The organism is Thiomicrorhabdus arctica DSM 13458 (genome assembly GCF_000381085.1).
GTDB lineage: Bacteria > Pseudomonadota > Gammaproteobacteria > Thiomicrospirales > Thiomicrospiraceae > Thiomicrorhabdus > Thiomicrorhabdus arctica.
In genome coordinates this window covers 763613-777135 of sequence record NZ_KB905899.1, presented here as the reverse complement: position 1 = coordinate 777135, position 13523 = coordinate 763613, and the positions used below count along the sequence as shown (strand labels likewise).

The window sequence follows — 13523 nt, the reverse complement described above, 5'->3', positions numbered from 1 at the left end:
AAATATAATTTAATCGTTTTACCATTCACAAGTTAATTGAATATTTTGCAAAGGTAATTAGTTATGAATCATTTGAAAAGTTTATTTACGCTCGCTATCATAGCCACATTAACAGCTTGTAGTAGTGCCCCTGAAAGAGGTGCTTCTGGAAGTGGTGGTGATCTTTCCGATGCAGACGTTATTTCGGATACTGCTCCGGGCATTGATGGGGATAAGATGGGTGTTGAAGTCTTATCCGCTAATGGCGGTCTTTCTACTGATGGCAGCTCGGTGGGGCAGTCTTTAGACGGGATGAAGATGGTCGATATCGGTGAGCTACATGAGCCAATTATCTACTTTGGTTATGACCAGTATGAGCTAGATGATAAAACCACTGAAATTGTAAAATTCTATGCACAAGAAATGATGGCTAACCCAAGTCAAAAAATTGTGCTTAAAGGCCATACTGATGAGCGTGGTACGCCAGAATATAATTTAGCGCTCGGTGAGAAGCGTGCAAAAATAGTAGCTCAAGCATTGATGCTATTTGGGGTTGCAGAATCACGGATTGATATAGTTAGCTATGGAGAAGAGCAGCCTGCTATGGCAGGTAGTAATGAAAATGCATGGCAAAAAAATCGTCGTGTTGAGCTCATTATTCAATAATTGTAGATTTCTCAGCTAGAGTTCCATTTAGTCAACTACCACTAATTTGAGTCGTCATTCATCTCACTTTGTATATGAAAATCATTGGCGACTTATCATTTAATTCAGAATGAAACGTTCATAAAAAGTTTCGTCAAAGGTTCATTCCCTATGAAAAAAAAATTTCCGGTAAGTCTTTTGGGGTTAGTCGCGGCGACCCTTTGGATGCCTATTACATCGGTTAATGCTGCAGGTACCTCTATTGAAGAGAGAGTACAGCGTTTAGAGCGCATGACTGAAAACCCTGTTTTACTACAATTAAGCCGTCGCTTGGGTGAACAACAACGTGAAATTCAAGAGCTGCATGATGCTATAGACCGGCTCAAACGTGATTTACGTAATGCCCGTCACGAGTCGGATAAACGCTATAAAGAGACGGATGATCGTTTAAGTGTTCTTGAGTCTGGTGCTGGCGTTAATAGACAAAATTCATCCATGGTAAGTCCTACACTTGAATTACCTGTTAAGTCGTCAAAAATCCAACTTGAAAAGACAGCTCAAACGGGTCATGCTTTATCGTCTTCTACTCATGATGCCTCCCTTACCGCTTCAGGCGAGACGACTCAAAAGCGAGTACTTGGGCAACAAGACAGTAGGGCTGTAGCGCACTCAACCTTCCAAGAAAGCACAGCCGATGAGGCTCGTAATCTTCATTCTAAACGACAAGAACACCCTGAGCCTGCTAAAAGCCAAGTGGATAAAACAGTTGTGACGCCAATCAAAACGGTTCCTGCGACAGGTGTAGAAAAAGATAAATATCACAAGGCTTTTGCACGGATGAAAGCCTCGCAATATGAAGCTGCAACCAAGGCCTTTGAGCAGTTTTTGTCTGTCTACCCGCAAAGCGAATTGGCAAGCAATGCCGCTTACTGGGCTGGGGAAGGCCACCTGATAAAAAAACAAAACCAAGTGGCTTTAGACTCTTTTATGATCGTCATTAATCGTTATCCGGACGCTCCTAAAGTGGCTGATGCTCAACTGAGAGCTGCCGACAGCTTAGCAAATTTGAATCGAATTGATGATGCTAAACAAATGTACCAAAATGTTATAAATGGTCGTCCTCACAGTGGTGCAGCACAAACGGCCTCTAAAAGATTAAACGGCTTGAAATAATGGCTTTACCCAAAAAGACTAAATCATCACAGGCAACGGTTCCCGCAGTCATTTTACTTTCAGGCGGTCTTGATTCCGTGACAACGCTTGCAATGGCAATATCACGAGGGTTTGAGTGTCATACTATTAGTTTTGATTATGGCCAGAGAACACGTTCTGAACTCTATGCGGCTGAAAAGATTTCGAAACAGATGGGGGCTGCATCGCATCGAGTGATGAATGTGGATATGAGTCAGATTGGTGGCTCAGCCTTAACAGATAACAGTATTGATGTACCGGTTGGTGGTGTTGATAAATCGGATATACCTGTTACCTATGTTCCAGCTAGAAATACGGTCTTTCTTTCATTTGCATTAGCCCTGGCAGAAGTCGTTGATGCCAATGATATCTTCATTGGTGTAAATGCCGTAGATTATTCTGGTTATCCTGACTGTCGACCTGAATATATTCAAGCGTATGAGATCATGGCAAATTTAGCGACCAAAGCCGGTGTCGAAGGTCATGTCTTAAACATTCAAACGCCCTTAATTGACTTAACAAAAGCGCAGATCATTCAAGCAGGCCTCGCACTAGAGGTTGATTACAGTTTAACGGTCTCTTGTTACCAAGCAAATGAATTAGGCGAAGCTTGTGGTGTCTGTGATTCCTGTCGTTTACGTAAACAGGGATTCGTAGAGGTAGGTGTTGTAGACCCTACACTTTATCAAGCGTAATTATGTATGGTCTCAATAATCGAGACTAAGATCAAAAAAAACCTCCCAACGCTTTCTTAGACTCTTTATATGAACTTTTATATTTTATCTTTAATTTAGCGTTTAAAGCCCGTTTGCTCTCTAAGGTATTGGGATTAAAGCAAGTTTTCCTTTTGTACGAATTTGCAGTGGGAAGTGATTTAGAGTCAGATGAAAAATACCTGATATTTATTTCTAAAAAGGCTTGCAGAGTTCTCTCAGGCTTGTATAATACGCGCATTCCAGTGAGGGTCGTTAGCTCAGCTGGTAGAGCAGTTGGCTTTTAACCAATTGGTCGCGCGTTCGAATCGCGCACGACCCACCATTTATGTTTAATGGAATCACTTACAGAATACCTCCTATCAGGGCCGTTAGCTCAGCTGGTAGAGCAGTTGGCTTTTAACCAATTGGTCGTGCGTTCGAATCGCACACGGCCCACCATATTCTAAAGCCTCGTATTTCTTGTGAAGTACGGGGCTTTTTTATTGACTACAATTTATGTCTTTACTCTTCTTCCTGGTATGTAATCCAATTTCTAACCGTTCACTCCTGTTAATAAGGAGTCATTAGACCTGGTTAAATTATGCCATTAAAAATGCTTTAATGACATGAATAGAAGAGGGTCGATCAAGGTGTTTAGCAAAGAAGGTTAATAAGTTGGATTAAAGACACTGGAAAGCCTATTTAAGCAATGTAATGTTAAAGTTAGGCTTTTGGTATGGAACCGAATTTATTTGAGTTTGAGAAGGGTGTGTACCGTCAGCCGGGAAAGTTTTAAGCTTGTTCGGGTGTGGGGCGATGCATTTTTTGGAGACCATTTAAGAAGTTGCGTAAAATCTGATCTTTACATTCACGATAATGCTTATGGCCTGGCTTACGGAAGAAAGCACTCAGTTCATGCTTACTTAAACGGAAGTCTGCTAATGCTAAGATTTCTAAGACGTCTTCAGCTTTAAGATTTAAAGCAATTTTCAGTTTCATGAAAATGATATTGTGGGTTAAATGCATTTCTGCGACAGGTTGTTCACCTTCTTTTTTACCGCGTTTTTCATTGATGAATCCATTTAGAAAAGCCGCTAATTCAACTTCAGCCATTTCGACATAAGATTCATCATCCTCTTTTTTTAACCAATTACTTAGCTGTTCACGCGTTGTTTCCTGACCCGCAGAGGCAAAGATTGCAATCATTTTAGCGTCGTCTAAATCAAAGGTGAAACGAAGGCGGCGTAAGATATCATTATGTGTCATTTAGTGTTTCCTGGTCAAAACCCTTATTGTGCAACGGCGCAGTGGGTTGGATGGATTGTAAAGAGAGTGGAATTGTTTGGGTAGAATTTAAGCGCCTGTAGACTGCTCGGCCTGATTTTCTGAAGAACTTGCTTCAATTTCTTCTCTATCCGCTTTGGCAATATAAGGAGGTTTCTTGTTAGGCTGTTTTTTAGCCTGAGCCCGCTTATGATTTTTGGATAATTTTTGGATAATTTTTTTGCGTCTATTCATAAAAGGTCTTAATCTAATTTGTTTTTAAAATTCAGGATTTAATTCTAACTATACAGCAAGCGTTATCTTAACTACGAAATAATTGATAGCCAAGGATGCTCTTTGTAAAGAGCTTACTCAGCCAATTGTAAGGTTTGTACTGTAATCTCGGCTTCCCCTGACTCCGTCGCAAAGTAGGCTGAATCACCTGTAATGGTGACAGACCAGTCCATGCTTCTTTGTATGAGTTTAGCAAGGCCTTGAATTTGAGGCCATTCTAAGCGGTAAAGAGAGGCATCTAGTTTACTGAAGGCGACTTGGTTTTGACTCCACCAAACATCTGATTTGGTATTGAAACTGTAAACTTTTACGGCGTGCGCCAATCGAGTTGATTTTTTGACTCTCTCTGTCGCAGGCTCACCAATGTCAATCCATAAAGCGATTTGATCATCTAAGGTTCTCGCCCAAAGATCTGGCTCTTCAATGGCGCTTAGTCCTTTGGTAAAACTGAGGAATTCTCGAGCATTAAATGCAAACGCCACGACTCGCACCATCATACGTTCAGCGGTTTCAGAAGGGTGTTGGGCGAGTGTTAAATTAAGCGTGTCATAATAATTTCGATTGAGATCAGACAGAGTTAATTTTAGTTTGAAAATTTTGGGTTTTAAAGCCACGGAACACACCTTTGGTTAGTAGAAAATTCGTCACTAACATTTAGGAGCAGTTTATACGAAGTTTGGGCAGTGATTTTACAGGGAAATACATGAAAAAGATGAATAATTTTGTTTTTAACCAGGCCTGGCCGATATATTCCTTAAAAGTCTGTTTAAACAAGTGTGTAATCGTGTAAAATTTGGGGTTAAAAATTAAAGGAGCAATAACGTAATGGGAAGAGCTTATCAGAACCGTAAAGCATCTATGGCTAAGACGGCAGATGCGAAGACAAAAGTTTACGGTAAATTTGGTCGCGAAATCTATGTCTGTGCTAAAACCGGAGGTGCAGATACCGATGGTAACTTAGCATTACGTGGTTTGATTGAGCGCGCTAAAAAGAGCCAAGTACCAACACATGTTATTGAAAAAGCAGTTGCCAAAGCGCAAGGTGGTGGTGGTGAAGATTTTGCCTTGGCACGTTATGAAGGGTATGGTCCAGGAAATACCATGATGATTATCGACTGCTTAACCGATAACCCTAATCGCACCTTTGGCGATGTTCGTCACTGCTTTACTAAGGTTGATTGTAAAATCGGTACCCAAGGTAGCGTGAGCCATATGTTTGATCATTCAGCTGTGCTCTCCTTTCAAGGAGAGGATGAAGAAGCCGCTTTAGAAGCCTTAATGATGGCCGACGTAGATGTGACTGATATTGAGTCTGAAGAGGGTTTTATTACAGTATATGCGCCTAATACTGAATACGCTAAAGCAAAAAATGCATTGATTGATGCCTTCGGTGAACTTGACTTTGAAATTGATGAAATTCAATTTCTACCTAAAATTCTCAACCCGGTGAGCGGAGAGAATTTGGAACAATTAAACAAGTTCTTCGATTTATTGGATGATTTGGATGATGTCCAAAAGTTCTATTACGATGCAGAATTTTAAAGACAACTTTTTAAGGTTCTTTCAAAACAACGGCTTACTTCTGGGAAAGAAGTAGGCGGTTTTTTATTCCCTTTTATCCGTGTTATACGCAAGCTTCTTGAAAGGTGTAACGAGTACTTTTTAGAACATTTTTTAATGAAAGCAGAATTAAATGAATACAGTTTACGTACTGACATTGACTGCCTTCATCCCGATCTACTTGTCAAAGCGATCACTTCTAAGCATCGGATTCAATTTGGATGCAGCGATCAAGTGAACCATTATCTGTTTTATCTCTCACGCGTTAAATGTATAAAAAGACCTAATGCTGTTAACAATAAAGCGGTGCTGGTAATAATGGCTACTGGATAATATAAATTTCCGGCCATATCTAACTGGCTATACTTAATAACCATAATCAGTCCTTCAAGTGACAAAGCCACGCAAACTGTACCAATGAATCGCGGTAATGTTTGTCTTAAACTGCTAATGGCATCATGCTCTTCTTTTTCAGTACCGTATTCTTTATTTATAACCAAAGCGAGTTCGAAAACCGCTAGAGCAATAATGCCGGTATTAATACTGTTTAAAAATATTTGCATGATGTCGGTGTTATTTACAATGCCCATAACGACTGTTTTGATCAGTAAAAATATAATCGATGCAGAAAGTGCAAAGAAGATAAAAGAAAACATTTTTGCAAACATCAATTTCGGAGAAAAACGGTTAAAACTTTTAGTCATACAAGCCCTTCATAAATTATATTGTTGACAGCAAATGCTGACGAGTTAGTAACATTCTAGAAGACAGAATCTGTGGAGAGAGTATACGTATATAAAATGCATTTTATAGAGGTATTTATAAAATGATTCGGTTGGCTATAATGGTTCGTTAATTCGGTGTTGCTGATAAACAATAATCAATAAATATGTCATATGAGGCTGAGTAGGAAAGGTATGTCAAAGACTTAGGCATCATAGAGATCTAGTAAAACCACCAGGCCTGGTGGTTTTATAACGTCTTCAAGGAGTTATGTTTTAAGGTGTTTGCGAGCTATTAAGTTGAGTGTTTTGACCTCAAGTTCAGCCTGACGGGCAAACCTCATGGCGCGCTTTAATCGTGCCGATGCAGAGCGTCCCATGCAGCCATGTTCTAAATCACCCCTAATCGCTTCAAGTAAACCTTCCATTAAACGGCTTCGATCATTGCTTTGGCCAGTTAGCCAATCTTGAATATCAAGCACATCATTGGCCACCGCTGTCATGAACTCGTGATGTTGTTTGGTTAAGGCTTCAACATTCCCACCGACCTCTAGACCGGCTATATTAGTCGTAAGAATATATAGGTTCTTACGCACTAATTCATAATTGAGTTCTTCTTTTGAATCGAGAATAAAACTTGGTAAATCAAGTTGTGCCAACGCTTCAAATACTAACTTGGCATTTGGACCATACACCGGAGAAGGTAGAACGACTTTACTATCTATGCCTTTTTTCTTTTCAAACCAGACAGAAACTACCGTCGGATTTGAGATATTCGCGGCGACCCAATCACGAGGCAATAGCTCATTTTGAATGAGGATCGTTTGGTTTGTCCATTGTTTGGGCAACGTGGTCAGTACGTCACTGATATCCGCTTCACCCACCGAAATCAAGACTGCAGCGGGGTTGGGTATCTGATCCGCCAGTGCTTGTTTGTCCATGTGACGTGTCACTCCCTGAACAGGATGGCCTAAGCGTAAAAAGCCACGTGCAAACACACTGCCTAATTCACCTAAGCCGATGACAATAATAGGATCTTTCATAGCAAACCTCTTTTTAAGTTATGTCTTTGTTACAGAAAATTATAAAATGCACCAAAATGGAACCCTAAAATGGAAAATAGCGTTTTTAGAGATGCCTTTTCTTGTAAAATAGCGATTAAATTTGAATGATAGGAATCTTAGCAATGAATGAACAAAAAGCAAAGTTTACTTGGCATTATTATGTCATGGCATTGGGTGCTTTATTAGCCATGCTAGCGGCGACGCTTGGCGCGAGTGGTGGTATTGTTTCGGGTCTTGCATTGGTTATTATCAGTCATCCTCGTATTCCACTTAAAACGGTTACCCGAATTTTCTTTATGATTACATTCGTGATTTTGTATGTGTTTTCATTTCCAGATGCGGACGTGGTACGTGCAATGATGATGGGTGTTGATTAAATCATTACATCCTCGATTCACATTTAAGGAAAACATTATGGTGTCGAAAGCCTTAGAAGATTATCTAAAAATTATTTATAAGCTAGAGGATCACGCGCCATCAGGTAAGGGTGTGCAAACCTCCGCGATTGCTGAAAGGTTATCTATCTCTCAAGCATCTGTTTCAAATATGCTGAAGAAATTGTCTGAAAAAGGTCATATTGAGCATGCACCTTATTATGGGGTGAGCTTAACGTTTTCTGGGCGAAAAATAGCCTTAAATATGATTCGTAAACACAGAATATTAGAGCAATATTTGGTGGAACGTCTAGGGTATTCTTGGGATGAAGTGGACGCGGAAGCCGAGGTTCTAGAGCATTCAATTTCAAATATGCTAGCCAACCGTATGTGGAATGATTTGGGACAACCAACCCATGACCCACACGGAGCACCCATTCCTTCTGTAGAAGGCATTATGACCCCACAAAATTGGACACCTTTAAATGAAATTGAATTAGGTGTGTCGGTTCAACTTAAACGTATCAAAAATCGCAGTCCTGAGGAGTTAAGGTATTTATCTTCTATTGGTTTAACGACCGGAAAATGGATCGAAGTGAAAAATAGCGCACCGTTAAACGGTCCTTTATTGATAGCGGTTAATGATACTGAACTACATGCCATTGATTATCGATTGGCAATGGCATTAATGGTGAGTGAAGAAAATGAACACAGTTAACAAAAGCTCAGTCGAATTCTGCGAAGAGATCTTTGATGGGCTCGTCACATCCGTTATTTGGATCGATGATGCTGAAAGGATACAGTACCTTAATGTGGCAGCAAGTGAGTTGTTTCAGATGAGTCAAAGCCGAGTTCAAAGTAAACCATGGTCTGCTTTACTCCCCGGGCTGATCAGTGATATTCAGTTGGCCGCGGAAAAAAGAGTCACCATACATGAGTATTCAATTGATTTACCAGATCTGTATAAAATCCGTGTCAGTTGTACTGTCTCACCTTGTGAACTCAAAGGTAAAAAAGGCTGGCTATTCGAAATATACAATACCGAACGCCATCATCGGATTGTCGAGGAAGATGAACGGTGGCACCAGTACGAGGCAGGAAATCTTCTAATAAAGACGCTTGCTCATGAGGTTAAAAATCCCTTAGCAGGTATTTTAGGAGCCACTCAACTACTTCAGAAACGCCATGAGCCAGGTGATCGAGACTTGGCCTTTCTAGAAATTATCTCTAAAGAGGTTTTGCGTCTAACGAATCTTGTCGATAGTATGTTAGGCCCTAAAAGCGGTGAAAAAAAAGAACTGCATAATATTCATGAGCTTATTCGTTATGTGTTGCAGATCATTCAGGGAGAAAAACCGCCTAATGTTTACATAAAACTTGACTATGATCCAAGTATTCCAGAAATATTGATGGATTTTGAAGCGATGGTTCAAGCCATACTTAACTTGATTAAAAACGCGCTCCAAGCAATGGAAAAACACGGTGGTTTTTTAACCATTAAAACCCGTGTTGAACACAAGTTTACGCTTGGCACGCAAACGTATCCATTAGTGGCTGTCATTAGTATTATGGATGAAGGGGAGGGAATTCCAGACGCTGTATTTGATTCTATCTTCTACCCAATGGTGACCAGTAAAGAACAGGGTACGGGATTAGGTCTACCAGTGTCGCAAAATGTTTTGCGTAAACATGACGGTTTAATTGTCGCTGAGAGTCAACTTGGACTAACAGTATTCAATGTTTATTTACCATTGAAACAAAAGGAATAACGAACATGAGTGACCTACAAGAAATAAATCCAATCGTCTGGATTGTCGATGATGATGCCTCAATTCGCTGGGTATTAGAAGCCGCTCTCGAAGATAAGCCGTATATTGTGAAAGTGTTTGACTCACCCCTCACCGCGCTCTCTGTTTTTGACGAATTTCCACCAGTGGCCGTGCTCAGTGATATCAGAATGCCCGGAATGGACGGCTTAACATTTATGGAAGCGATTCATGAAAAGGATGCCAAAATTCCGGTCATTATTATGACGGCGCATTCTGACTTGAATACCGCAGTGAAGTCCTTCCAAAGTAAAGCCTTTGAATACCTTCCTAAGCCTTTTGATATAGATGAAGCCACTTCCTTGATAGCCCGTGCTGTAAAACGTCGCTTATCAGGTGGGGTTTCTAAACCAAAACGAGTCACTAAAACAAGTAAGCAGCCTTTGAATATCATTGGTGCAGCTCCCGCAATGCAGGAGGTTTTCCGTATTTTAGGGCGCATTTCTCAATTGGATGTTACGGTATTAATTAATGGTGAAACGGGTACCGGTAAGGAGCTGGTAGCGCAAGCATTACACGAACTTAGTCCGCGAGCTGATGGCCCCTTTGTGGCTTTAAATACGGCCGCAATTCCAAGAGAACTTTTGGAATCAGAGCTGTTTGGTCATGAAAAAGGCTCCTTTACCGGAGCACATTCACGACGTATTGGTCGCTTTGAAGAGGCAGATGGCGGCACTCTTTTTTTAGATGAAATAGGGGATATGCCAGTAGATTTACAGACCCGTCTTTTAAGAGTCTTAAATGATGGAAGCTTTTATCGAGTGGGAGGTAGAAATCCTGTTTTGACCAATGTGCGTATTGTCGCAGCGACGCATCAAAATATGGAAGAACTGGTCCGAGAAGGGCGCTTCCGTGAAGATTTACTTTATCGCTTAAATGTCATTCGCATTAAAGTTCCAGCCTTACGTGAGCGCCGTGAAGATGTACCTTTACTGTTACGTTTTTATATGGAGCTAGAAGCAAAATCATTAGGCCTGGAAGAGAAAACATTAAGTCCGAAAGTTGAGAAATTTTTATCTACTTTGCTTTGGCCTGGAAACGTCAGACAACTTAAGAGTCTTTGCACTTGGCTGACGATTATGGCTCCGGATAAGACCGTGTTTATAGAAGATTTGCCGCTTGAATTACAGTCGCCTATCTCTTTAGCACCTGCCGATGTTGAAGGTGACCAATGGGAAATGCCATTAAAGCAGTGGGCAGATGCTTTTTTGATGACAGGCAAACAAGGTTTGCATACCACGGCTGAAGCGATGTTCGAAAAAGTCCTGATAGAAGCCGCATTGAAAGCAAGCCAAAACCACCGACAAAAAGCCGCTGTTTTATTAGGCTGGGGACGTAATACATTAACCCGTAAGATACAGTCATTAGGTTTGGAAGACTAAAATATGTGATAGTGTCGAACTTAGAGACTTATTTATGACTTCAATATTAAGAACTGTTTAAAGTTAGTTTTTATCACCTTTAAACAAGTTTAAATAGTTCGGGTAAGTTTCATGATAAGTTGACTTGGCCTGCTCAGTATTGATTTAAGGACAATTCAGGTTTAACAAATAGTATTCAATATGATCCAAATTAGGACGTCTTAATATGATTAAAGAACTTTGGCAATATGTTGCAAGTTCAACGGAACTGCCAGTCGCCAAACAGATGGGTTTTTTGAAAGAAGCGATTGCGATGGGCGCTCGTTCTAAACGATGTCAGCGACAGTGGGATGCTCATTATTTAAGGTGTAAACAAACGATTTTTGCAGCGACTCAAAGAGCCGTTCAAAAACGTACAGTATTGATATTTGGTGCTGGCTCGTTAAATGACATTCCATTAAGTTATTTATCATCGCAGTTTTTTAAGGTAGTCTTAGTTGATTTGGTTTTTTTAAAACCCGCGCGTCGAATGGCGTCCAATTACAGCAATATTGAGTTGATAGAGCATGATGTTACAGAATCACTGGAGTGGCTCTGCCAGGGACAAACTTTAGTACAGTCGCCATTCATGTGGTTAGATGATAGTTCGATTGACTTGGTTATTTCATTGAACCTAATCACCCAATTACCACTTATCCCGGTTAGATGGTTAATGAATGAATTTGATTTATCTGAATCTGAAGCAGATATTGTTGGTAAACAACTCATCTTTGCCCATCTTAGGTATCTAAAACAGTTTAGTGGCGAGGTGTGTCTTATCGCTGATAGAGTAGATATTGAATTAGATTCGCAAGGTGTAGAGCTGGATCGTTTTGATCCCTGGTGGGATGTTGAGCAGCCTAAAGCGGATATCCATTGGGAATGGGAGGTCATGCCTTTGGGTGAAAGTAGTGCTTCCAAAAGTCAAAAAAACGTAATAGGGGTTTCTACGTTATAGTTTGAAATTTGAGTATAAAAACGCCGTTAAAATAGTTTATTTCAACGGCGTTTTTTATTTAAGAAAAAAATAAACGTTATAAACCCATGTTTTAAATGGCTTCTGGGCCTGTTTCTGAAGTACGAATACGGATGGTTTGTTCAATATTGGTGACAAATATTTTGCCGTCACCAATTTTACCCGTTTGAGCCGCATTAATAATCGACTCAATGGCTGCTTCAGCTAAGTCTGCCGTCACTGCAATTTCCAGCTTGAGTTTAGGCAGAAAATCAACCACATACTCAGCTCCACGATACATTTCAGTATGGCCTTTTTGACGACCGTAACCCTTCACTTCGCTGACCGTCATGCCGTGAATGTCAATTTCATGCAAGGCATCACGTACATCGTCCAATTTGAAAGGTTTAATAACCGCTGTAATTAATTTCATGTAATTTCCTTAAAACGAGTAGTTAAATGTAGATTAAGCCAAAATATCTGCTTCGGAGTGGCTATTTATTATTGGATAGTCTGCCAGATGCTGTCCCATTTGGATAGGGGTGTTAATATTTATTTTCCCTAATTGTGGCAATTGTCTATCGGGAGTTAATAAAACAACCGTCGATCCCATATTAAAACGACCAATCTCTTCTGCTTTTTCAAAACTTAGATTTTGTTCTGTGTAATCCCAGTGTTGAATCGTGGGAGAATACTCCGGGGTGATTTTCCCTTCCCAAACCGTTTCCATGCTACCGACAAAAATGGCACCGACCATAATCAAGCAGAAAGCCCCATGATCGTTTTCAAAGCGGATCACTAAACGCTCATTTCTCGCGAATAACCCTTCAATATTTCGTACAGTGGCTGGGTTAACTGCAAATAAGTCGCCTGGTACATAAGTCATCGATAATAGTTTTGCGGTGACAGGCATATGGATGCGGTGATAATCTTTCGGAGAAAGGTAGATAACCGCTGCATCACCATTACGGAAGGTCTTGGCGTATTCGATGTCTCCGCCTACCAATGCTTCAACAGTATAATGCTGGCACTTAGCTTGAATAATTTTATTACCATCAATGTGGGTTGATTGGCTGATTAAACCATCAACAGGACTGACCCAACAGCTTTCACGTTGATCAACAGGACGTGCATTGTCTTTCAAAGCTCGTGTAAAAAAAGCATTGAAGTGTGGGTAGTTATTAATGTTTTCATCCGCAGCTTCGCTGACATTAATGCCATAAGTCTTGGTCAGTAATTTAATAATTCCATTCTTTATCCATGGCGTTTCAACTTGCATAAACCAGTGCATAATTGATGATAATAGATGTTTCGGAATGAAGTACTGAGGGGCGACCTTGATAAAGTCCATGAGTTTTGTCATTGCAAAGGTTTCCTTAAAAGTGAGGGACATATTATTAATAAATGGGAGTTTAAAGTAAATATTACAAGCTGGCTATCTAATTCACTTTGCAAAGCTCTGAGGTTTTAAAAATGCATTAATAAGGTATTTATTCATTGCAAGGACATGGCAAAGACTTTTTATTTTTGGCTAAGAGGTATTTTGTGGTTTGTC

16 protein-coding genes and 2 tRNA genes are annotated in these 13523 nt (G+C 40.3%); 11 read left to right on the top strand and 7 right to left on the bottom strand.

All coding sequences use genetic code 11. The annotated features are described in order from the left end of the window. The first annotated feature begins 63 nt into the window (after window positions 1-63). The 5 genes from pal (at window position 64) to F612_RS0103565 (ending at window position 2969) form a co-directional block, all read left to right on the top strand. Entirely contained in the window at window positions 64-645 is a 582-nt protein-coding gene (gene pal / locus F612_RS0103585; protein WP_019556380.1) for a peptidoglycan-associated lipoprotein Pal, read from the top strand. Between the two features lie 150 nt (window positions 646-795). After that, on the top strand, window positions 796-1797 hold the full coding sequence (ybgF, locus tag F612_RS12880; RefSeq protein WP_019556379.1) for a tol-pal system protein YbgF: 1002 nt from the start codon (window positions 796-798) through the stop codon (window positions 1795-1797). Continuing rightward, window positions 1797-2510: a 7-cyano-7-deazaguanine synthase QueC gene (queC, locus tag F612_RS0103575; RefSeq protein ID WP_019556378.1), complete on the top strand. Its 714-nt coding sequence runs from the start codon at window positions 1797-1799 to the stop codon at window positions 2508-2510. Before ybgF ends, queC begins: the two co-directional genes overlap by 1 nt. Before the next feature lie 267 nt (window positions 2511-2777). After that, window positions 2778-2853: transfer RNA gene (locus F612_RS0103570), tRNA-Lys, on the top strand. A gap of 40 nt (window positions 2854-2893) precedes the next feature. Then, window positions 2894-2969 (top strand) — tRNA-Lys (locus F612_RS0103565). A 333-nt stretch (window positions 2970-3302) separates the two neighbouring features. On the opposite strand, the gene F612_RS0103560 is transcribed toward F612_RS0103565, so the two are convergent. The 3 genes from F612_RS0103560 to F612_RS0103550 form a co-directional block, all read right to left on the bottom strand. After that, window positions 3303-3776 (bottom strand): YehS family protein, encoded by a 474-nt coding sequence (locus tag F612_RS0103560; protein ID WP_019556376.1) that lies wholly within the window; start codon window positions 3774-3776, stop codon window positions 3303-3305. Between the two features lie 87 nt (window positions 3777-3863). Beyond that, window positions 3864-4028: a DUF2986 domain-containing protein gene (locus tag F612_RS13115; protein ID WP_019556375.1), complete on the bottom strand. Its 165-nt coding sequence runs from the start codon at window positions 4026-4028 to the stop codon at window positions 3864-3866. 113 nt (window positions 4029-4141) lie between these two features. Further along, window positions 4142-4681 carry a YaeQ family protein gene (locus tag F612_RS0103550; protein WP_019556374.1) on the bottom strand — a complete coding sequence of 180 codons (540 nt, stop codon included), beginning with the start codon at window positions 4679-4681 and terminating at the stop codon, window positions 4142-4144. A gap of 211 nt (window positions 4682-4892) precedes the next feature. Between F612_RS0103550 and F612_RS0103545 the strand changes: the two genes are divergently transcribed. Next, window positions 4893-5609: a YebC/PmpR family DNA-binding transcriptional regulator gene (locus F612_RS0103545; protein ID WP_019556373.1), complete on the top strand. Its 717-nt coding sequence runs from the start codon at window positions 4893-4895 to the stop codon at window positions 5607-5609. A gap of 269 nt (window positions 5610-5878) precedes the next feature. Here the strand turns inward: F612_RS0103545 and F612_RS0103540 are convergent, their stop codons facing one another. Both F612_RS0103540 and F612_RS0103535 read right to left on the bottom strand, forming a co-directional pair. Then, the gene (locus tag F612_RS0103540) at window positions 5879-6331 is read right to left on the bottom strand and encodes a hypothetical protein (protein WP_019556372.1); all 453 of its coding nucleotides are present in this window, start codon (window positions 6329-6331) and stop codon (window positions 5879-5881) included. 287 nt (window positions 6332-6618) lie between these two features. Next, window positions 6619-7392: an NAD(P)-binding domain-containing protein gene (locus F612_RS0103535; protein ID WP_019556371.1), complete on the bottom strand. Its 774-nt coding sequence runs from the start codon at window positions 7390-7392 to the stop codon at window positions 6619-6621. Between the two features lie 143 nt (window positions 7393-7535). Between F612_RS0103535 and F612_RS0103530 the strand changes: the two genes are divergently transcribed. The 5 genes from F612_RS0103530 (at window position 7536) to F612_RS0103510 (ending at window position 11971) form a co-directional block, all read left to right on the top strand. Continuing rightward, a complete protein-coding gene (locus F612_RS0103530) occupies window positions 7536-7790 on the top strand; it encodes a hypothetical protein (protein ID WP_019556370.1) in 255 nt (84 codons plus the stop codon). A 37-nt stretch (window positions 7791-7827) separates the two neighbouring features. Beyond that, window positions 7828-8505 carry a metal-dependent transcriptional regulator gene (locus F612_RS0103525; RefSeq protein ID WP_019556369.1) on the top strand — a complete coding sequence of 226 codons (678 nt, stop codon included), beginning with the start codon at window positions 7828-7830 and terminating at the stop codon, window positions 8503-8505. Continuing rightward, window positions 8492-9556 carry a nitrogen regulation protein NR(II) gene (gene glnL, locus F612_RS0103520; protein WP_019556368.1) on the top strand — a complete coding sequence of 355 codons (1065 nt, stop codon included), beginning with the start codon at window positions 8492-8494 and terminating at the stop codon, window positions 9554-9556. The genes F612_RS0103525 and glnL overlap by 14 nt, the downstream gene beginning before the upstream one ends. A gap of 5 nt (window positions 9557-9561) precedes the next feature. After that, window positions 9562-10995 carry a nitrogen regulation protein NR(I) gene (gene ntrC / locus F612_RS0103515; RefSeq protein ID WP_019556367.1) on the top strand — a complete coding sequence of 478 codons (1434 nt, stop codon included), beginning with the start codon at window positions 9562-9564 and terminating at the stop codon, window positions 10993-10995. A gap of 205 nt (window positions 10996-11200) precedes the next feature. Continuing rightward, window positions 11201-11971, top strand: a complete 771-nt coding sequence (locus F612_RS0103510) for a hypothetical protein (RefSeq protein WP_019556366.1) — start codon at window positions 11201-11203, stop codon at window positions 11969-11971. Window positions 11972-12062: 91 nt separating this feature from the next. Here the strand turns inward: F612_RS0103510 and F612_RS0103505 are convergent, their stop codons facing one another. Next, window positions 12063-12401, bottom strand: a complete 339-nt coding sequence (locus tag F612_RS0103505) for a P-II family nitrogen regulator (RefSeq protein ID WP_019556365.1) — start codon at window positions 12399-12401, stop codon at window positions 12063-12065. A 33-nt stretch (window positions 12402-12434) separates the two neighbouring features. Next, window positions 12435-13331, bottom strand: a complete 897-nt coding sequence (asd, locus tag F612_RS12125; protein ID WP_019556364.1) for an archaetidylserine decarboxylase — start codon at window positions 13329-13331, stop codon at window positions 12435-12437. Between the last annotated feature and the right edge of the window lie 192 nt (window positions 13332-13523).

Bases quoted from the DNA above. Each gene is read 5' to 3' on its own strand.
- pal (WP_019556380.1), top strand. From the start codon at position 64: ATGAATCATTTGAAAAGTTTATTTACGCTCGCTATCATAGCCACATTA.
- ybgF (WP_019556379.1), top strand. From the start codon at position 796: ATGAAAAAAAAATTTCCGGTAAGTCTTTTGGGGTTAGTCGCGGCGACC.
- queC (WP_019556378.1), top strand. From the start codon at position 1,797: ATGGCTTTACCCAAAAAGACTAAATCATCACAGGCAACGGTTCCCGCA.
- F612_RS0103560 (WP_019556376.1), bottom strand. From the start codon at position 3,776: ATGACACATAATGATATCTTACGCCGCCTTCGTTTCACCTTTGATTTA.
- F612_RS13115 (WP_019556375.1), bottom strand. From the start codon at position 4,028: ATGAATAGACGCAAAAAAATTATCCAAAAATTATCCAAAAATCATAAG.
- F612_RS0103545 (WP_019556373.1), top strand. From the start codon at position 4,893: ATGGGAAGAGCTTATCAGAACCGTAAAGCATCTATGGCTAAGACGGCA.
- F612_RS0103540 (WP_019556372.1), bottom strand. From the start codon at position 6,331: ATGACTAAAAGTTTTAACCGTTTTTCTCCGAAATTGATGTTTGCAAAA.
- F612_RS0103535 (WP_019556371.1), bottom strand. From the start codon at position 7,392: ATGAAAGATCCTATTATTGTCATCGGCTTAGGTGAATTAGGCAGTGTG.
- F612_RS0103530 (WP_019556370.1), top strand. From the start codon at position 7,536: ATGAATGAACAAAAAGCAAAGTTTACTTGGCATTATTATGTCATGGCA.
- F612_RS0103525 (WP_019556369.1), top strand. From the start codon at position 7,828: ATGGTGTCGAAAGCCTTAGAAGATTATCTAAAAATTATTTATAAGCTA.
- glnL (WP_019556368.1), top strand. From the start codon at position 8,492: ATGAACACAGTTAACAAAAGCTCAGTCGAATTCTGCGAAGAGATCTTT.
- ntrC (WP_019556367.1), top strand. From the start codon at position 9,562: ATGAGTGACCTACAAGAAATAAATCCAATCGTCTGGATTGTCGATGAT.
- F612_RS0103510 (WP_019556366.1), top strand. From the start codon at position 11,201: ATGATTAAAGAACTTTGGCAATATGTTGCAAGTTCAACGGAACTGCCA.
- F612_RS0103505 (WP_019556365.1), bottom strand. From the start codon at position 12,401: ATGAAATTAATTACAGCGGTTATTAAACCTTTCAAATTGGACGATGTA.
- asd (WP_019556364.1), bottom strand. From the start codon at position 13,331: ATGACAAAACTCATGGACTTTATCAAGGTCGCCCCTCAGTACTTCATT.